General features: G+C 33.4%; 14 protein-coding genes. 6 read left to right on the forward strand and 8 right to left on the reverse strand.

Going from position 1 to position 20826, the window contains the following annotated elements:
• Nucleotides 1–99 precede the first annotated feature (99 nt).
• Together galE and GMC_RS0110370 are read right to left on the reverse strand one after the other, a co-directional pair.
• Nucleotides 100–1122, reverse strand: coding sequence for a UDP-glucose 4-epimerase GalE (gene galE / locus GMC_RS0110365; protein ID WP_010522074.1), 1023 nt, complete (start codon nucleotides 1120–1122; stop codon nucleotides 100–102).
• A 15-nt stretch (nucleotides 1123–1137) separates the two neighbouring features.
• On the reverse strand, nucleotides 1138–2175 hold the full coding sequence (locus tag GMC_RS0110370; protein ID WP_010522075.1) for an aldose epimerase family protein: 1038 nt from the start codon (nucleotides 2173–2175) through the stop codon (nucleotides 1138–1140).
• A gap of 719 nt (nucleotides 2176–2894) precedes the next feature.
• On the opposite strand from GMC_RS0110370, the gene galK reads away from it, so the two are divergent.
• From galK to GMC_RS20715, 4 genes are all read left to right on the forward strand, one after another.
• On the forward strand, nucleotides 2895–4043 hold the full coding sequence (gene galK, locus GMC_RS0110375; protein WP_010522076.1) for a galactokinase: 1149 nt from the start codon (nucleotides 2895–2897) through the stop codon (nucleotides 4041–4043).
• 6 nt (nucleotides 4044–4049) lie between these two features.
• Entirely contained in the window at nucleotides 4050–5096 is a 1047-nt protein-coding gene (locus tag GMC_RS0110380; protein WP_010522077.1) for a UDP-glucose--hexose-1-phosphate uridylyltransferase, read from the forward strand.
• Nucleotides 5097–5299: 203 nt separating this feature from the next.
• Nucleotides 5300–7150, forward strand: coding sequence for a hypothetical protein (locus tag GMC_RS0110385; RefSeq protein WP_010522078.1), 1851 nt, complete (start codon nucleotides 5300–5302; stop codon nucleotides 7148–7150).
• Entirely contained in the window at nucleotides 7143–8747 is a 1605-nt protein-coding gene (locus tag GMC_RS20715) for a T9SS type A sorting domain-containing protein (protein WP_157998160.1), read from the forward strand. Before GMC_RS0110385 ends, GMC_RS20715 begins: the two co-directional genes overlap by 8 nt.
• Before the next feature lie 239 nt (nucleotides 8748–8986).
• Here GMC_RS20715 and GMC_RS0110395 read toward each other — a convergent pair whose 3' ends face one another.
• From GMC_RS0110395 to GMC_RS0110415, 5 genes are all read right to left on the reverse strand, one after another.
• The gene (locus GMC_RS0110395) at nucleotides 8987–9718 is read right to left on the reverse strand and encodes a hypothetical protein (RefSeq protein ID WP_010522080.1); all 732 of its coding nucleotides are present in this window, start codon (nucleotides 9716–9718) and stop codon (nucleotides 8987–8989) included.
• 153 nt (nucleotides 9719–9871) lie between these two features.
• Nucleotides 9872–10465: a hypothetical protein gene (locus GMC_RS0110400; protein WP_010522081.1), complete on the reverse strand. Its 594-nt coding sequence runs from the start codon at nucleotides 10463–10465 to the stop codon at nucleotides 9872–9874.
• Between the two features lie 426 nt (nucleotides 10466–10891).
• Nucleotides 10892–13702, reverse strand: a complete 2811-nt coding sequence (locus tag GMC_RS0110405) for a glycoside hydrolase family 9 protein (protein WP_010522082.1) — start codon at nucleotides 13700–13702, stop codon at nucleotides 10892–10894.
• Between the two features lie 297 nt (nucleotides 13703–13999).
• Nucleotides 14000–14929: a GYDIA family GHMP kinase gene (locus tag GMC_RS0110410; RefSeq protein WP_010522083.1), complete on the reverse strand. Its 930-nt coding sequence runs from the start codon at nucleotides 14927–14929 to the stop codon at nucleotides 14000–14002.
• On the reverse strand, nucleotides 14929–16245 hold the full coding sequence (locus GMC_RS0110415; RefSeq protein WP_010522084.1) for a hydroxymethylglutaryl-CoA reductase, degradative: 1317 nt from the start codon (nucleotides 16243–16245) through the stop codon (nucleotides 14929–14931). Before GMC_RS0110415 ends, GMC_RS0110410 begins: the two co-directional genes overlap by 1 nt.
• Before the next feature lie 268 nt (nucleotides 16246–16513).
• On the opposite strand from GMC_RS0110415, the gene GMC_RS0110420 reads away from it, so the two are divergent.
• Nucleotides 16514–18103: a peptide MFS transporter gene (locus GMC_RS0110420; RefSeq protein WP_010522085.1), complete on the forward strand. Its 1590-nt coding sequence runs from the start codon at nucleotides 16514–16516 to the stop codon at nucleotides 18101–18103.
• A 50-nt stretch (nucleotides 18104–18153) separates the two neighbouring features.
• Nucleotides 18154–18693 carry a thioredoxin family protein gene (locus tag GMC_RS0110425; RefSeq protein ID WP_010522086.1) on the forward strand — a complete coding sequence of 180 codons (540 nt, stop codon included), beginning with the start codon at nucleotides 18154–18156 and terminating at the stop codon, nucleotides 18691–18693.
• Here GMC_RS0110425 and GMC_RS0110430 read toward each other — a convergent pair.
• Nucleotides 18683–20710: a ComEC/Rec2 family competence protein gene (locus GMC_RS0110430; protein WP_010522087.1), complete on the reverse strand. Its 2028-nt coding sequence runs from the start codon at nucleotides 20708–20710 to the stop codon at nucleotides 18683–18685. The genes GMC_RS0110425 and GMC_RS0110430 overlap by 11 nt on opposite strands.
• Nucleotides 20711–20826: the final 116 nt, after the last annotated feature.

Genomic DNA, 20826 nt, shown 5'->3' on the forward strand with positions numbered 1-20826 from the left:
ACATTATGTTCTACAGGTTTTTTTATAATTTTGCTAACAGCTAACAGCTAACAGCTAACAGCTAACAGCTAACAGCTAACAGCTAACAGCTAACAGCTCTTACTTCTTGCTTCTAACCTTTTGTTCCCATTCCCAAGCGGTTCTCATAGCTTCATCTAAGCTTAATTCAGCTTTCCAGCCTAATTCATTATTAGCTAAAGTAGTATCAGCAAAAGCCGCTGTAATGTCTCCCTCTCTACGGTCAACTATTTCGTAATTCAGGGATTTTCCTGAAACTTTTTCAAAAGATTTAATTACTTCTAAAACGGAGCTCCCTGTTCCTGTTCCTAGGTTAAAAACTTCGTAATTTGCTTTGTTTTTGTTTTTTAGTAATCTGGTTAAGGCGATCACGTGTGCTTTAGCCAAATCAACTACATGAATATAATCGCGGATACAAGTACCATCAGGCGTATCGTAATCATCTCCAAAAACGAATAATTTTTCGCGTAAGCCTATGGCAGTTTGCGTTATAAAAGGCACTAAATTTTGAGGTACTCCCAAAGGTAGTTCACCAATTTCAGTTGATTCGTGTGCGCCAATAGGGTTAAAGTAGCGTAAGGCTATAGCTTTTAATTGTGGGGCAATTTTACAAGTATCTCTAATTATTTCTTCGCCAATTTGTTTGGTATTTCCATAAGGAGATTCTGCTGTTTTTATAGGAGCACTTTCAGTAATAGGTAATTCATCGGCCTGTCCGTAAACAGTACAAGAGGAACTAAAAATAAAACTTGCCTCATCTTTTTCTTGTAATTCCTGTAATAGGTATACAAGTGTGCCAATATTATTTTCATAATATGTAAGTGGTATTTGTACACTTTCGCCCACAGCTTTTGATGCTGCAAAATGGATAACACCAACAACATCTGAATGTTTCTTGAAAAAATCACTCACATTTTGACGATTGCGTAAATCCATCTTTTCAAAAAGAGGCTTTTTTCCAGTGATATTTTCAATGCCAACAAGTACTTCTTCGGAAGAATTTGAGCAATTATCGATGATAACAACCTTATATCCTTCGTTTTGAAGTTCTACAACTGTGTGTGAACCAATAAAACCTAATCCTCCAGTTACTAATATTTTCATATTACCTATTGTTTTTTATTTAGTGCTAAATTTATAAATTAACTTTTGTGTGTATGTTTGTTGGGGTCTCAAAACTGTTGATTCAAAATGCGCATGTTTAGTGGCGTCAGGAAAATGTTGTCCTTCAAAACAAAATCCATGAAACCCATTGTAAACGGTGTTATTTTTACCTTTTACATTATCCAAATATGCTGCGGTATAAAACTGTAGACCAGGCTGGGTAGTAAATACTTCAAGCCGTCTTTTACTTTTTAAATCTACTGCCGTACCAGCTAGTGAAATTCCATTTGGGTTGTTTTGTTTGATCACATAATTATGGTCAAAGCCCATAATTAAATTATCTGGATCTTTTGAAATATTTTCAGCAATGGAGGCTGCATTATAAAAATGCAAAGGAGTATTTTTAGTCTCCTTTATTACTCCAGTGGGTAGGTTATCCGAGTTGTTTTCGGTGTAATTTTCGGCATTGATTTTTATTTGGTGATCTTTACAATCTGAAATACCGCCATCTTTTAAATTAAAATAGTCGTGTCTAGTTAAATTTACCACCGTTGTTTTAGTTGTAGTGGCAGTGTAACTCATTTCCAAAGTGTTTTTTTGTGTAAGCTCAAAGCTCACCGTTACATTAAGCCTTCCGGGGTAGCCTTCTTCTAAATCATCGCTTTCGTAGGTGGCAATTAATACGTCTTTGTCTTCAAAATTTATAACTTCGCAATCCCAATTTTTAGTATCAAAGCCACTGTGTCCGCCGTGTAATTGTTTTAATCCCTCGTTTTGGGATAGTTGCACCTCTTGTTGATTAAGTATAATGCTCCCGTAGGATAATCTATTGGCATTCCTTCCAATTATTTTGCCTATATAATAAGTGTCATTTTCGTAGGCTTCAAGCGCATCAAATCCTAGTACAATATCTTGGTTGTCAGGGTAAATTATTTTTTGAATGCACAAACCGTAGCTTAAAATATGTATTGTGTATCCGTTTTTGTTACTTAAAATAAACTTTTGAACATCATTTCCGGATTTTGTTGTTCCAAAGCTTTCTTGAGTAATCATTGTTAAATATATAAGAGATTAATGAAACGGTAAAGGTACGTTATTTCCATTATTTTTAAGATAGATAAAATAATTTGAAGGTAAAATTTACAGCGGCATTTTAAAGAATAAACAAAAGAGGGTACTTTGTTTTTTAAAGTCCGATAAAAGGCAAAAAAAATCCAGGCAGTAATCACTCTGCCTGGAATAACAACTAATCAAAAAACTAAACTTCTAATCGTAAATAGGTTGCTCAGGCCTATAAACAAAGTTTAATTATGAAATTACGCTCGAAAGCGTACCCCAAAAATAAGCAAAATCACTCTGTTGAGTTGCAATAGAAATAGTTGACAGGTTATTATTGTGTTAAATTTAATTTTAGGGCTAATATTTAGGTTAAAACGCTTTTTTTTTAAAAAAAAATTAAGAATTGTGTAATAATATGACATTTAACTTATGGTTGTGATTCTTTGTTTTGAAAGTTTCGTTTCTATCCGTTAATTTTTTTGAAGAAAATTAAGACAAAAACGTCAGTTTTTACAAATATTGGGAAGGATTATCCAATATGTTCTTGTTGAGTATAGAGTTTAAATGTAGGCGCTATTTACTATATTTGCACCTGATTCTAACAATCTTTAAGCGGTTTAATTCTTAAAACTATTTTTAATTAATATAGACTACAAATTCTTGAGGTTTGTTTTGTGAGAAATTTATAACTACAGATACAATTAACAGTAAGTATGACAGATAGTGTACACAAAAATTTTGTGGATTCCTTTAAAGCGGAATTGAAAATAGCTTCTCCTGGTAGGATAAACCTAATTGGTGAACACACAGATTATAATAAAGGCTTCGTTTTGCCAACAGCCATTGATAAGCATATTGTTTTTCAGTTTAAAAAAAATGGAACTACTGATACCTGTAATGTATACAGTGCCACATTTGATAAAATGCTTACTTTTAATTTAAATGAAGTAGCACCTAGTGACAAAGAATGGGAAAATTACATTTTAGGTGTAGTTAGTCAAATTCAATTGAGAGGTAAAAAATTATCAGGTTTTGATTGCATTATCGAAAGCTATTTGCCTATGGGATCAGGAATTAGTTCATCAGCAGCCTTGGAGTGTGGGTTGGCTTTTGGTTTAAATCAAATTTTTAATTTAGGTCTTGAAAAAATAGAATTGGTAAAAATTGGTCAAAAGGCGGAGCATACTTATGTGGGTACCCAGTGTGGTATTATGGATCAATTTGCATCTGTAATGAGCCAAAGTGGACATGTGATTTTGTTGGACTGTAATAGTATTTCACATCAAATGATTCCAGCTGATTTTGGTGATTATCAAGTGTTGTTACTCAATACAAATGTGTCTCATAATTTAGCGGATAGTGCTTATAATACTCGCGTTGCCGAATGCGCATCAGTAGTTGAAGCAATAGCAAAATACTATCCAGACGTAACATCATTAAGGGGTGTTAATTTTGAAATGTTGGCTGAGGTAACATCGGAAATAACTCCAATAGCATATAAAAGAGCACGTTTTGTTTTGGAAGAAAATGAGCGCGTAAATAAAGCTGTTGAGGCATTAAAATCTAAGGATTTAAACACTTTTGGTGAACTAATGTACGGATCGCACAGTGGTTTGCAAAATGACTACGAAGTAAGTTGTGAAGAACTTGATTTTTTAACAGCATTTTCAAAAGATTACGATCAAGTTCTAGGAGCCCGAATGATGGGAGGTGGTTTTGGTGGCTGTACCATCAATTTGATTCGTAAGGATGGAGTTGAGTCGTTTGTAGCCGAAGCGACCAAAGCATATAAAGAAAAATTTAATATAGATTTAACATCATTTACAGCAGTTCCAAGTCAAGGTACCGCGGTAACAAACTAATAAAACATGAGTAATATAGATTTTAACGAAAGTCCTCATCGTAGGCTAAACATACTTACGGGAGAATGGGTTTTAGTTTCTCCGCATAGAACTAAAAGACCTTGGCAGGGAAAAAATGAAGAGCCAGCACCACTTTCTGATGTGGATTATGATCCCAATTGTTACTTGTGTCCAGGAAATGAACGCGCTGGAGGAGCAGTAAACCCCATCTATACTGAAGCTTGGGCTTTTACTAATGATTTTGCTGCTTTGTTACAAGATGTGCCGCACCAAACTTTTGAAAAAGGATTGCTTAAGGCTGAAACAGAAACAGGTATTTGTCGTGTAGTATGTTTTTCTCCAAATCACAGTTTGACTTTGCCTTTAATGGAAATAGCAGACATCAAAAAAGTGATCGAATTATGGCAAAAGGAATTTGTTGAACTCGGGGGGCATGATGATATCAATTATGTTCAAATTTTTGAAAATAAAGGAGGTATTATGGGATGTAGTAACCCACATCCTCACGGACAGATTTGGTCGCAACGTTCAATTCCTGAAGAAATCAAAAAGAAAGGAGCCAACCTTTTAGCTTACTGGGATAAAAATAAAAGATCACTTTTAGAAGCTTACTTAGAGCAGGAGCTAGAAGAAAAAGAACGTATTTTAATAGAAAATGAACATTTTGTAGCCTTGGTACCTTATTGGGCAGTTTGGCCATACGAAACAATGATTATACCCCGTAAAAAACATGCGGATATTTCCACCTTTTCGGATGAAGAAAAGTTAGCTTACGCAGAAATTTTAAAAGCGTTAACTATTAAAATGGATAACATTTTTAAAACATCCTTCCCATATTCAGCAGGTATCCATCAAGCACCTACCGATGGTAAGGAACACCCAGAATGGCATATGCATATGAGCTTTTATCCGCCATTATTGCGTTCAGCATCGGTAAAAAAGTTTATGGTTGGGTATGAAATGTTTGCCAATCCACAACGTGATATCACTGCTGAAATGGCAGCGGATAAAATACGTTCGCAAAGCGATATACATTACAGTAAGGAACTGTAATTGTAAAAGTATAGCAAGAACAAAAAAGCCACTTCTGAAATCTCAGTAGTGGCTTTTTGAATTCTATAAAAATGTGTACTTTATAGAAAAAAAACAAATTTCGTATTTTATTGGTGGGAAATCACCTATTTTTTTATTAAAATTTTAATATTATGGGAATTTTTTAGTTTTTTTGTGGCAACTAATCTAATTCGCTCTGCAAAATGAAAACTACTTTTCAATCTATTATTTGGGGGTCATTCTTATTAATTAGTCATTCTATTTTTGCTCAAGAAATATTTATGGCTACCAATGGGAACGATGCCAATCCCGGAACAAAACAACGACCATTAAAAACATTGTTGGCCGCGCGTAATAAAGCAAGGTCAAATGGAAGCAAAACGATATGGGTACGCGGTGGGCGCTACTCCTATACAAATACAGTAGATTTTGATGGTAAAGATAACGGACTAAAAATTTCGGGGTATCAAAATGAAGAAGTAATTTTTGATGGTGCTTTCTACTTCAAATCCAATGACTTCAAAAAAGTAACTGATGGCAATACATTAAATAGAATGCATGCCAAAGCGAAAGACAAGGTGTTTGAAATTACAGTTAGAAATAATGAAATCGCAAATCAATTAAAAGAGGGAAGAACACAACTTTCAATGGATGACATTATGATGTATATATCACGGTTTCCTAATAAAGGGTTCGTACATTTAAATCATAGTACTACAAATACATCATCGGAGGTTATCAACACTGACGGAACAAGCAATAACCCTAAAGGACCTAAATTTAAAATTCACGAAAGTTTTAATAATGGAAAATGGAATAGGGAAGTAAAAAACAATAAAAACGCGTTGGTAGTAGGATATTACTCCGCAGATTGGTTAAAGGAATCTTCGCCAATTCAATCCGTTTCTGGGAGTGGTTTATTGCATTTAAGGGATGGTTCGCGCTATGGCATAAAAAACAGAAATAGACCCGATAGGATTTATATTACTAATTTATTGTGTGAATTAGATCAGCCAGGAGAGTGGTTTTATGATATAGCTAAAAAGAAAGTGTACCTATGGCCATTATCGCAAATTAAAAATACGAGTAAAATTGGTGTTTGGGCAGGTCCGGAATTAATTAATATTACAAGAGCACGTAATATTAAGGTGCAAAAGTTTACGGTACAACATGCCAGCAGAGGCAAGAGTGGGGGTGATGCTGTTATTGATATACGCAGTAGTGAATCCTGCGAAATTGCAGGGGTACGGTTCCGGTATATTGATAATATAGCAGTAGCAAACATTATAGACGGTAAAAATTGTGGGATCAAAAGTTGTGATATTTTTGACTGTTCAGGTGGTTTTCGATGTTATGGAGGTAGCGCAACTGTTGATAAAATTGAACATGGTAGGAACTATGTTGAAAATTGCCATTATACTCAAGTATATTCACGAGATTTTTATGGTAAGATGGCAGCTGTTCAAGGGGCAGGTAATGTTTTTAGAAATAATTTAATACACAATACCAATGGACAACCAATGACGTATTCGGGTGTGGATCATAAAATTGAGTTTAATGAAGCCTTTAACACCGGAATTGAAGAAGGTGACGGAGGAGTGTTTTACACAGGAAACAGTATATGGTCTTTTGGTACGGAATTGAAACACAATTTTATCCACCACAATATGTCTGTTCCAGGTTTATTGGGTAAAGGAGGCTTTCATTGCGATGATTTTGATGCAGGCGAAAAAATTATAGGTAATGTTTTTTACAAAGGAGGTTGGGCTGCAGTAAAATTCAATAAAAGTGGTGGACATACGGTGCAGAATAATGTTTTTTTAAATGGATTTTTAGGAATTAGAAACAATACGTACCGACAATCTTTTTACGACACTTCCGTAGAATTTTTAAGGAATGATCCTACCAATAAATCCAAGCCAAATTACATTGGACGCATGTTACAGGCTATCGGTAAACCTGGGTGGCAAAACGGATTGAATGAAAATAATTGGTACTCCAAAGTTTCTGTTTTTTTGGAAAAAGCGCTATCCAAAAATGGATATTATGTTTAAAAAATATCAGAACAATAAAAACATGCATGCTTATGAAAGTAGGTATTATGATAATGTATTTCATAAAAATGCTAAAGGAAAATTTGGTGTATTTACTCCCGCTACTGCTGAAAGAGGCAATAAAGACATTAACTTGTCAATATTTGAAAATCCAAATGCTTTAAATTTTAAGTTTAAAAATAAACCAGCAGGGTTTGTAAATATTCCTTTTGAAAAAATTGGGTTGTACAAAGATAGTTATCGTTGTGAAGTGCCTAATAAAAATCAATATCGCTCAAAGGTGAAACAAAGATTCAATAATAGACCAGTCCATGACGATAAAGCCAGGTATAATAGAAATACAGTAAACAATTTACTTTATTACAATTCAGGCAAAATGGTTTTAGATTTAGTACCGTGTTACGGTAAAGTAGCCGATCCACCAGTTGTAGAAACTGGAGTTGATGAATATCGCTATGATTTAGGTACAGCAAGCTCGCCAGTATTTAAGGATTACAAAAAAATGACCAATGCCAATTTGAATGGTGTGTATAGTTGGAGGAATGTAAGCAAATTATTTGTGGCTGACAGGGGAAATATCAACGGGGCTAATAATTTAAATCGAGATTTTTTATTTGGACAAGGTGAAAATAATATGTTGATACATAATGTAGCCAATGGATTTTGGCGAGTGGTTGTTACCTTTGGGGATGCAAAAGATCCAAGAGATAACATGCAAATTAAAGCCGAAGGAAAAACAATTGGACAACAAATAGCTACTAAAGCGGGCGAATTTAAGAATAGTGATTTTACTATTCAGGTGAAAGACAAAAAATTAAATTTAGAATTTATTGATGCAGGTGGGCGGAATAATAGATGGTCTGTTTCTCGTATATGGTTAAGAAAAGTAGCTTCTGCAACCCCAGCTCCAGTTGCTAATGCCATCCCATTTGGCAAATATATTTCATTACAAAAAGCAGGAGGTAACAAAGGTTTTGTTGCTGCTGAACCAAGTGGCAGATTAATTGCTAACAGAAAAGAAGTAAAAAAATGGGAAATATTTTTAGTAGAAAAACACCCAAAAGGAGGAGTTGCTTTAAAAGCACTTTCTAATAATAAATACATCCAAGTACCCAACACCGATGAAAATGCAGCAGTAAGGCCTAATGGAAATGGAAAATATGCATGGGAACAGTTTGAGTGGAAAACATTAGGTGGTGGGAAGGTAGCTTTAAAAAGTATGCATACTAACAAATGGTTGCAAGCTGCATGGAATAACGATAATGCCATTGTAGTAGCACGTGGAGGAAGCCCAAAAAATTGGGAAACCTTTAATTGGAAAGTGGAATCAAAATCCGGAGCAAAAGATTTGGAAATTGACGCCTCTTTAGTTTCAATTTATCCTGTTCCAGCAAATGATATATTACATGTCAAACTTGCGTTAGAAATTGAGAATAGTACGTACTCAATTTACGATAGTTTAGGAAAACTCATACGAACCAAGGAGGTATCAAATTCGCTTACCTTGGTGGATGTTTCTAATTTAGAAACAGGAATCTACTTCTTAAAAATAAAAAGTAATGAAGCTTCAAGAGTGGAAACATTTGTAGTTGACTAAAAAATAGTAATTTGTGAATTATACCATTTTGGAAATTCAAGGGTTCTTTTTTAGCTAGATGCTTTAAAACAAAACAATACTGCAATTAGGAATACTTTTGAGTACTCAGAATGAGGTGATATACATAAAAGCCACTTTTGTAAAAAGAGTGGCTTTTTTTAATCTAATAGTATATATTATATTGGGTTCATATTAAATCTATAATTCCGTTTTCAGTATCTAGTGCATTATAAATGAATTTAGTTTAAAATATCGGTTATCAATTCTTTGACTTTTTTTTCAGAAATAATCTCATCTTCGATTGATTGGATTTCATTGATGTTACTGAATAAAGTTTCAAAAATATCCATATTTAAGTCAATTAAATAAAGGTCTTCGATTCCAACAAATTCAATTGATTGTATTTTATCAATTGAATTTGATATAATTTTTTTTAAGAAAGTACGATTTTTACTTATTTCATGGATTTGTTGATGTAAATTATTAGAATTGTTTTTAAATATTGATTTTATTGATATAGTAAAATTTTGATTAATGTCATTTTTACAAAAATAAATAGTTGTGAAACAATAAAATTTATTAATTATGGATGATTTATTTTTAAAAAATGAATCATCCATAATTAAAGACCTAGATTTGTCAAAAGTGTTCAGTTCGTAATATGATGTTCTACCTATTATTTCTCCTTCAGTTAACTTTCCAGTAACATGGAATAGATCATTTATTCCTAGGTATTCGTAGTTAAATTTAGAAGAAATTTCCTTAGCTTTTTTATCGATATTAGTTAAATCTTTAATCGAAGGAATCTCAATTATACATGAAATTAATACTACTTCAATTAAATTATCATTATTGTTTTTATACAAAAAAGTTACTCCAATATACATAGGCTTATTTTCTACGTTTAAAATTAGGTTTTTGTCTTTTTTTATCTCTGTTAACTTGTTGTTTTCTAGTTTTTCCTTGTTCATGTCCGTTTCTTTTTCTTTTTCCTTTTTTATGCTCAGCTCCTGATACTTCGTCTTCTAATTAAGAATAATTGAATTTTTAAAAAATAGAAGAAGCCACTTATTGGAAAAAAAAGAGTGGCTTCTTGAATATCATACTAGGTCGTTAGTTAGATTTTATATTAATTCTATAATTCCGTTTTCAGTACCTAATGCATTGTAAATAAGAGGTAAGTTTTGGTCGTTTTTTAACCAATGAGAACTATTAAATGGCCAGTTTTCGATTTCGATATCAATTAATAAACCATCAGTATTTGTTTCAATGGTATATTCAATATCATTTAAGAAATTGAAAAAAAATGAATCAAAGGACGAACCTATTATAAATAATTTATTGGGATTGGTTTGAGAATAATATACTATTGGTGATAAAGGATATTTAACCTTGTCATTGATTAAAAAACCAAATGTTCCTCCTAATTCATCGATCATAAAACCAATCATTTTTCCAGCAATTAAATCATTACTTTGCCATAATTCATACTGAAAGCTATCCAAATTTGTTCCTAATTTATTATTTTTAATGCCTAAGAAGCAATATCCTAAAATACTAGCACCATTAGTGTATTTAAGAATTTCAAGCAATTCTTTGTTATTAAAATCACCAATAATTCGACCCATTCCTTTGTAGGTGTTTTTAATATTAAAATTTTGATATAATATTATTGATTTGTTTGAGCTTATTTTTTTTAATTTTTCTAATGATTGCATGAAATGAATTATTATTGAAATTTCAGACAGTAAATAACAAATCTTGTTTTAAAATAAGGCATAAAATTCAGGTTTTTACAAATAACGTCTATCAAAAGTTCGTTTACTGACGTGTCGTAATCTTTATTGGTCTCAGGTTTAGTAAAAACTATGCATTTTTAAAGCATTTCGCTTTTAGTTTCTATAAATATTACAAGAGCTATTGGCAATTAGTAATTAGCTGTTGGCTTTAAAATAGCCAAAGGCTAATAGCTAATTGCAAAAAACAGATGTTTAAAAAGTAATGACTTTTAGTCATAACCGAAACTATGGAACCTTTAGTCAATAGTGATTCATTTTAAAATAATTTTCATATAAAAAAAAGGACAATGATTTTGTCATTGTCCTTTTTTTTATATGAAAATCTGTAAATGTTATTGAAAAAAATTATCTATTCAAAATAACTTTTTCAATACCAACAGATCCATCTTCTTTTTCGATATGTACTAAATAGATACCGTTACTAAGGCTTGAAAGTTCTGTTGAAAATTCATCTGAATCAATAATTGTGTTTTCAACAATTGATCCATCAATAGTATAAATTGTCAATCTAGCTTTACTGATATCACCATGAATATATAATTTATCAACGACAGGGTTAGGATACAAGCCTATGTTTAATGCGCTAAATGTAGGTGTGGATAAAGTGGAAGATTCACCACAAACTGGAGTCTCACTACTGTTACTAAAATAAATAGTTAATTCTCTTGTTTTTGAAACTAACACAAAATTACCTTCATCCACGGTTGCAAAGTAGTCGTCATCCAAACCAGTAAACCCACTGTCTGCTATTGAAATACCTGGATTATTACCATTAAAAGTTTGGTTTATTTTACTTGATAAATCAACATAATGTCCTGGGTTACCATCACTAGTACTAAGAGCAAAACCATATAATCCATTGTTTTCTAGATTCCAGTTAATGGTAAATGTAGTAACATTATCAAGGTTTGGTCCATTTGAACCTATAATATGAACATTTGAGTAGTCTTTGTTCTCTACACTAGGAAGCGCACTTGATCTTGGAGCGTCAAAGGAACAACTACGTTCCCCTAATGCATTTACTGTTACTTCTTTAGTAGCTGTGGCACCAGTACCATCGGTAATTGTTAGTTCAATTGTATATTGACCTTCAGTTTCAAATGTAGTGCTAGCAATTTTAGTATTGGCAGTATCTCCATTGCCAAAATCCCAACTGTAGGTCAGTCCACTGCCTTCAGGGTCACTGGATTTTGAAGCATTAACATTAACCTCAAAAGGAGCTATTCCTGATGTTTTGTCAATAGTAAATCCAGCTGCAAGTACGCTTGAGCCAGCTGGCTCATCTCCATTGGCTAATTTACCATCACTATAAATTGATACTTTGTTAAACTCAGTAACTACACCAGTTAGTCCTTCGTAAGATGGGTCGTTTGAAGGATTCCATGCGGTTGCTGGTGCTGAAGTTGGTATCTCAATGCGTACTTGAATTTCTCTACGGTATTGGCTGGCTCCTCCAGGGAAAGGCATTTTGTCAGCATCAACTTCCACCTCAACATAGTAAATATTGTTAGTACTATCCCATTCTTGTAAACCTCCAGTAGCTTTTCCTGCCCCACGAGCTGTAATGGTGTAATCTGAAGCTTTAAGTCCTGCCTCAATACCTTCGGTAAGGTCAACAAAATAACGTGCAGAAAGTGAATTAGGAATACGAGCGGGCCATGCAGAACGGTTGTTTAACCAAATGGCTAACTCAGTATAACGACTAGCTTCTCCATTAATTTTTACTTCAGTAACAAATTCTTCACCAGGCACTTCAGGTTGTGGGAAATTTTCCAAGGCTGTTCCTCCAAATTCCATAATCATACGAGCAAGTACACCTGTGTAGCATGCATTGTAGTCAGTAGCAACTTCGTTTTCTTGAAAATCTGTTCGATCATCTTCAAAACCATCATCGTCACTGTTGGGGCCACCGGCTAATGCTCCCCATAAGGTATGTCTTGATTCTGCAGGAATCGTCTCGCTTCGAATCCAGCTTGCGTGTTGCCCGCGGTGGTGCACTTTATTTGGTGGGTTTTTTCCAAAACCAGTAACAAAACTTCTGTCTAACGGATTATCTCCTAATGCATAATCGATTTGTTTAACCGCAAAATCATGATAAGTATCTTTTTTTGATGTAGTAACATTGTCAGAATAAATTAAGGCAACTAACGAAGTGTTCATTGCATAACGCAACGATCCCCATTGATCTAAATGGGCTTGTCCTCCTGGTGAATAGTTTATTCCACCACCTTTTTGCCAAAAATCTAAATATTTTTCAGTGGCAATTTTGTACTTTTCTTTACCAGTTTCAATAGCTAATAAAGCCATTGTTCCGTATGATTTATCATCCCAGGCAATTCCCCATTTAAAATCAGGGTCTTTATAATGTTCTTCAGCTTTTGCTAAATAAGTGCTGTCGCCAGTAGCTTTAAATAACCACATTGCTCCCCATGCTAACTCATCAACATGGCCCGAAAAGGAAGAGTATGTGCCTGATGCAGGAATGTTACCTTCTTCATTGTAATTACCGCGATAAGTATCCCCAAAATCATATAATTCTTTTGCGTGTTGTAACAATGTAGCGCTATATGTAGGATCTACTGTTTTAAACATCATACTCGCTGAAGCTAATGCAGCGGCAGTTTCACAGGCCACATCTGATCCAGGGTTATCCGTATCTAATTTGTAAGATCGACGTATACCGTACATTGGGTGTACATCTACCATTTCAGCAGGCATCCAAAAATTATGATCTTGTGATTTACTGTCAGCCACCTGGGCATAAAATTCATTTGGACTTGGGTGGCATTTAATGAAATAATCAGTAACCCACTTAATATTTCTTAAAAATATATCAGTTTGGTTAACTTTATCATAACCCTCTTTATATTCTAAAAATCCCCAGTTTAAGGCAGTGACTGAAAATGCCATAGGAAAACCAAACTTAATATGATCTCCAGCATCATGCCATCCACCTGTTAAATCCAAGCCAACATCCTTACCGTCATTTACACCTGAATCAGCCCTCCAGTCAATTCGATTCCAGTCGGGCAATACCCCCGATTGCTGCGTTTCGTAAAAAAGTAGTGATTTTTGGAGTGCTTCTCCGTAGTTAAATTGCGCCGAAGCGGTAGCGCAGGCAATTAAGCTAATTGCCCAAAGACTTATTTTTTTCATGGTCAGTATTTAGTTGCTTAAAAATAAAGTCCAGAGCGAATATTTAGTTATAAAAATTAGAACGAATTCACTTACTTATTTTTTCTGATGTATGGTTTTTTTATAAGATGAAATGCATTATTAAATTATCTAAGTAACTTAATGTTATTTGCTTAGTAATTTATGTGGTACCTTTTTTGTATCTAATTATTTTGAACTTTGTTTTTGTTTGTCTATAAAAATGAACTTTAATAGAGAGCTAGTATTGTTTAAAAGTCAAACCAGAGTGTATTTGAGTTCAAATTTTATTAATATTAATTATCCTTTGTAGATCATTTTGTTAAATGGGATAATGGTATGGTAACCTTTTTTTTGAAAATAATCCATATTTTCTTTTGCACCTGTGGCCAATACAAAGTCGCCACCCCAGCCTCCTAAACTTTTAACAGCACCAGAATAATCTTTGAATCGGTCTTGCTTTACTGTAGTTGTTTTTAATAGGGATGCAATTAGTTTTTCGTGATCATTTATCAAATTTTCAAAGGCAAGTAAGTTTGTACATTGTACAATACTATTTGTAAGAATGTTAATTTGGTTGATAGTGTAGGATAAATTTTCTTTCGATTGATTGCGGTAATTTTTTATAGCATCTTTACTATCTTTTTTCTCCTTTAAGTAAATGAAAAATAAAAATTCATGAAAAGCGGGTTCAAATGTAGTTTTGATCACCTTTGTCGTGTTTTTATTTTTATTAAGTTGATAAAAAATAGGAGTGTTGTTTGAAGCACAAGCTATATCATATCCGCTACCTCCAAAACTTTGGTGTAAAAGTTGAAAAGGATTAATTTTTGCCCACTGAGCAATATTGTTTATTAGTGTTGATGAAGTGCCAAGTCCCCATAATCGATCAAATGTAAGGTAGGTTTCTATTTCATATCCTTTATTTTGTATTAAAAAAGTTGGGTTGTACTGTTTGGCAGTCCAAAGTATTTTGAATAATGTAGTATCAAATTTTGAATTCCCTTTTGGAGCAATATTATTTGAAAAATCTTTAGTAGCGATTTGAGTAGAATACCATATTTGGGCGTTATGATCAAAACTATTCCATGTCAGTATGCCCGTGTTGTTTTCTTTAACTTCGAGTGACTGGCCTTTTTGAGTAGGTATTGCTAAGGCTTTTGCGCCATCTAATACCACATATTCACCTGTAATTAATAATTTACCATTACTATAAAAGGATTGTTTCATTAGGATCTTAATAGTTCAAGTTGTTTAATTACTTCACTATGTGTTACTGTGTTTTTAGTAAAGTATTGTACAATTTGTTGCTTCTCTTCTGCAGTAGCGTTACACTGATTTAAAATATTTAAAAGGTGCATTTTCATGTGTCCTTTTTGTATCCCTGTTGTAATAAGTGAGTTTATCGCTCCAAAATTTTGCGCTAATCCAGCTACGGCAATAATTTCCATGAGTTGCTTTGCATTTGGTTTGTTTAGTAACTCCAGTGCCAATTTAACCATGGGGTGTAAGCTGGTCAATCCGCCAATGGTACCAACTGCTAAGGGAATTTCAATGTAATAAGTAAAAATGTTGTTTTTGATGTAAGCGTGTGTTAAGCTGCTGTAACTTCCGTTTTTTGCAGCGTAGGCATGGGCTCCAGCTTCAATAGCCCTAAAGTCATTACCTGTGGCAATTACAACAGCATCAATGCCATTCATGATCCCTTTATTATGAGTAACGGCTCGAAAGGGTTCTTTTTCGGCGATGGTTACGGCACGGATAAATTTTTCAGCGTATGCTTTTGAGGATATCTCGCTTGTATTTGGTAAATCCTTTACATTGCAAAAAACTTCAGCCCTAACGATGCAATCCGGAACATAGTTGGAAAGAATACTCATTATAATTTCTATTTCCTTTTCGGAAGTTGTAAATGCATCCCATTCCAACGCTTTAAGTTGTAATACTTCGGCAAACTTTTCCAAACATGTATTAATAAAGTTAGCCCCCATGGCATCCACAGTTTCAAAGGTGCAATGTAATTGATAGTAATTAGGAATATCGCCAGTTTTATTTCGTAATTCAATATCCAATAAACCACCGCCGCGTTTTTTCATATTTGCCTCAATCGGTTGGATGGAGTTGATAAGTTTGGGTTTAACTGAGTTGAAAAAGGTTACAAGTTTTGTTGTGTCTCCAATAAAGCTAAAGTGAACCTGACCTATTTTTTGGGTGTCAATAACTTTTGCAGTAAAACCACCGCGTTTATTCCAAAATTTAGCAGCATTACTGGCAGCTGCAACTACTGAGCTTTCTTCAATAGACATAGGAATGGTGTACCGTTTATTATTTATAGTAAAATTGGGAGCTATACTAAACGGGAGGTAGAAATTACTTAAAGTGTTTTCAGCAAACTCATCATGCAATTGCTGTAATTGCTTGTCAGTATTCCAATAAGTATATAAAACTTGTTCTGCTTTTTTGGTATGTTTAAAATGGTTTGAAACTAACCAATCAATTTTTTGCTGTTTGTTGAGTTTTGAAAATCCAGTAACTTCAGGGATCATAAATCATGTTTTGTTGCCACAAATATAAATGAACTGAATAAAAAGAGGCGCTTTTTTGTGTTTTGTGTCCATTTACTTTTTGTGAATTTAAAAATTTTAAAGCCCAAAATTTTTATAATTTCAAGCGATTGAACAAAAAAATAAAGACTGTTATTTTTTTGATAGGACTAATTTGTTATTTCATAAAACAGTATATAAGTAGTTAATTAATCGATTTAGATACGCAGTATTTTGTAATTTACACCTTAATTTAAGCTCAAAAATTTTAATGCATATGCTATACGGCGGTACGGAAGTAAATCAAAAATTAGTTTTAGGACATCCTTCGGGATTATTTGTAATGTTTTTTACAGAAATGTGGGAACGATTTTCTTATTATGGAATGCGTGCCTTATTGGTGCTCTTTTTAGTAACATCATTAGTGGATAATGGATGGGGATGGGAGCGTAACGAAGCAATGTTATTGTATGGCTGGTATACAGGTTTGGTATACTTGACGCCTTTGTTAGGAGGATTTATTGCAGATAAATTTTTGGGATTTAGAAAGGCAGTAGTATTAGGTGCGTTTTTAATGACCTTAGGGCACGCCTCCATGGCGTTAGAAGTAGTTTCAAACGTATTCTTTTTTATAGGTTTGGGATTGATTATACTTGGAAATGGATTTTTTAAGCCAAATATAGCTTCCATAGTAGGGCAATTATATACTAAAGTACCTGAAAAGCGGGATGCTGGTTTTACTATATTTTATATGGGTGTAAATGCTGGAGCATTTTTAGGAATTTTACTGTGCGGTTACATTGGTGAAAAAGTGGGTTGGCATTACGGATTTAGTTTAGCAGGTATTTTTATGTTTTTTGGGATGCTTCAATTTTATTTTGCACAGGGTATTTTTGGTAAAATAGGTGATTCTCCAAAACAACTTGAAGAAATTGATGATACTGTTGAGGATGCTTTTGAGGATACTAAAGATGCTATTGAAGATTTGGCGGAAGAAGCGGATAGTTCTAAAGTTGTTAAAGACAGGTTGGTGGTAGTGGGTATTTTTACATTTTTCACCATTCTGTTTTGGTGGGCGTTTGAGCAAGCCGGAGGATCTATGACTATTTTTGCCAAAGACTACACTGAACGAATTTTGGAAGGTAATGGCGCTTTAATTTTTAAAGTTTTTAATACATTATTAACGGTAGTACCCATGCTTATTATAACCTGGGTATTGTCATTATTATTTAGGCAAACCTATTCAAAATATGCTTTTTCAAATATATTATTGAGTACTAGTTTTGTAATTATTTGGGCACTTGTTATTTGGATGTTAGTTAGGGATTTTTCAAATGAAGTTGCTGAAGTACCAGCCTCATGGTTTAGTATTTTAAACTCGTTTTTTATCATTGTATTTGCCCCTTATTTTTCTAAGTGGTGGCAGAGTAAGTACAACCCAACAGGACCTGCAAAATTTGCGATCGGTTTGGTATTAACAGGTATTGGTTTTGGGGCATTATCGTACGGATCACTTGGAATTCCATTAAATGCCAAGTCAGCTTCTGTAAGTATGATTTTTCTTGTGTTAGCCTATTTTTTTCATACTATGGGCGAGCTTTGTATATCCCCAGTGGGAACTTCTTACGTAAGCAAATTAGTCCCCATAAAATATTTGGGCTTAATGTTTGGTGTGTGGTATTTTTCAAGTTTTATAGGTAATTTAATGGCAGGGGTTACTGGTAGTTATTTGGATCCGATTGTTGAAAGCTACGGAATGAGTTTTTTCTTTATGATTTTAATGGTAATTCCTTGTTTAGCAGGGGTAATTATGCTTGCTTTAAATAAAACAATCATCAAATTAATGCATGGTATTCGATAAATTTGTAATTTAGGAACGGTTGTTGAGACTAAAAATTCAAATTTATAGTTATGAAAAAATTGCTTTTTATTGCTTGTTTTTTGTTTATTTCTAATTTGTTTGCACAAGAAATTAATTGGATGAGCATGCAGGATGCATTGAGCGCACAGGCAGAAAATCCGAAGAAAATTTTTATGGATGTATACACCGATTGGTGTGGTCCTTGTAAATTGTTGGATAAAAAAACGTTTAAACATCCAGATGTTGTTAAGTACGTAAATGAACATTTTTATGCAGTAAAATTTGATGCAGAAGGTAATGATGAGTTTGTATATCAAGGGAATAAATTTAATAACCCTGATTATGTAGCGGGTAAAAGAGGTAGGAAGTCAAGTCATATTTTTGCAAGATCCTTACGAATTTCAGGATATCCAAGTATGGTGTTTTTTGATGAAAAAAGTAACTTGATTTTTCCCGTAACAGGATTTCATACGGCACAACAGCTCGAAATATTTTTGAAGCTAATACAGTCTGACGATTACAAACAGGTAACTAGTCAAAAAATGTTTAGAGAGTACGAAAAAAACTTTGTAGGGACCTTTAAGGGGTAGTCAATTCCTTAGTAATATTTAAACTTCCCCTTTGGGAAATATCATAAAACGCTACTTGGTGCTCAGCACAGGTAGCTTTCCATTTTTGTGCAAGATTTTTATAATTATGAGAAGTAGCAATAATTAGCTTTGGTTTTTGAGTACTCAATATGCGTTGTAAATTAATTTTAGGGGCATCAGTTAAAATTACAACTGCGTTAGCAACAGTTGTAGGAATACTACTTTTGTTATCAATAATATGAATTTGATGTTTTTTGTAGGTGTAGCTGTTTTTTAATTTAAAGCGATTACTATTTAAATGCAAGTTTCCTTTAATGGGAGCAACTAAAAATTTTTTATCAACCGTACTTAAGGTGTTTTTTGAATGTGTGTTAATACTACGTGAAGTTATTTCAGTAAGTATGGTGTTTGTATAGTGTTGGTGAACCCACAATTCGTCAACAAAGAGGGGTAATGTTTTTTCATAAAAAAACAGGCCAATTAAGCCGAGTAAAATTAAATATCCCCGTCGGATTAAAAATAGGGGTTTGTGATATGCTACTACTAAAAACGCTAAAAACAGGTATAAAAAGATCAAAGTTGCAGGTTGTATGTACAGTTCTGTAAATAAAAATTCTTTTTGCAAACTTATCCATTGAATGTATTTGTAAATACTCATTATAAAATAATTGTAACCATTAATTATAATACCGGGTATGGTGCCTATTCCACTCCAAATTACAATGCTTATAGCGGTAATTAGCACTAGAGTGATCATGAGCATAAGGGGAAGGTTAGCTAGTAAAAATAAGCTGGGAAATTGATGAAAATAAAAGACGCTTAGTGGGAGTAATCCAAATTGAGCGCAGGTACTAACACATATTATTCCCCAAACTTTTCGAGTTAGCCAAAATTTTGGTTTCCATAGTGCTAGTAGTTTTGGTACACCTACTATAATACTACCAACGGCAACTACACTCAATTGAAAACCAACGGAAGGTAAGGTGTAAGGATCAATAAGTACAAGTATAAAAATACTGACAAACAAAGGATTTAGTGGGTGTTGCCGCCTCATGAGTAGCTTGGAAAGCTGAAAACAGCTAAACATAGTTGTGGCACGTATGGCTGATGGGCTTCCGCCAGAAAACCAAGTAAATAGCCACAAAAATCCGATGATTAATATCGATTTTAATATAATAGACGCATGAACTTGTTGAAAGCACCAAGCAAGTACCAGGTAGATAATACCCATATGTAATCCAGATATAGCCAAAATATGGATTACACCAGCATTTGTAAAGTCAGTAGCCAATTGATTGTCTACTTCGGATTTATTGCCTAAAACTAATGCGGTTGTCAATTGGTATGCAATGGGGTGCAAATGTTGATTTTTTAAGTTAATTACAAGGTGTTTTTTTAGTGTATTTGCTACTTTATTGAGTGAGTTTGCCAATGGAGGTATTTGATATAAGTCAGTTGAAGTTACCCAAAACTGATGGGTGATGTTTTCTTTTTTTAAATAATCAGTATATTCAAAAGCATAGGGATTGTTTGATTTCTTTAGCAAATGAAGTTTTGAAAAACACGTAAAACTATCTCCTTTATAATATTGAACATGACTATCACATTTTACGGAAACTAAAGCGTTACCAAGCACTTTTTTGGTGTCCATGTAGTGTATTTTAACCTTAAATTTTTGATGTTTTTTGGAAGGCTTTAAAACTTTAGTGATTTCAAAGGTTAGATTTTTAGGGGTTTTGGTTGAGCTGCAATGTACAATATGTGACTTTTGATACTTTGGTTGTGCAATATGTAAGCGCAAGTACCCTATGCATAAAAATAAAACACCAGCTATTGAAAGAAAACTTACGGAGTTGAGTTTTTTGTAAAAAAACAGCAGCGCAAGTAGCGTGATTAGTCCAACTGAAATTGAAATAGTGATGAATAAATTGATGAAATGCTGGGCAATAAAAACACCTAGCACAAAAGCACAGCAAATGACCCAAAAGGGAATGTTTAAAGATGGTTTTATTTTCAATTTTTAACAATTAGCATTCTAAAGTACTAATTGTAAACTTATTAATGTATTGGGGAGGTGTGTTTTGTCTAAAAAAATTTAAATAGAAACAATTTTGGAGCATGAAATTTATGAAA

The sequence above is a fragment of the Aquimarina agarivorans genome (assembly GCF_000218485.1).
GTDB lineage: Bacteria > Bacteroidota > Bacteroidia > Flavobacteriales > Flavobacteriaceae > Aquimarina > Aquimarina agarivorans.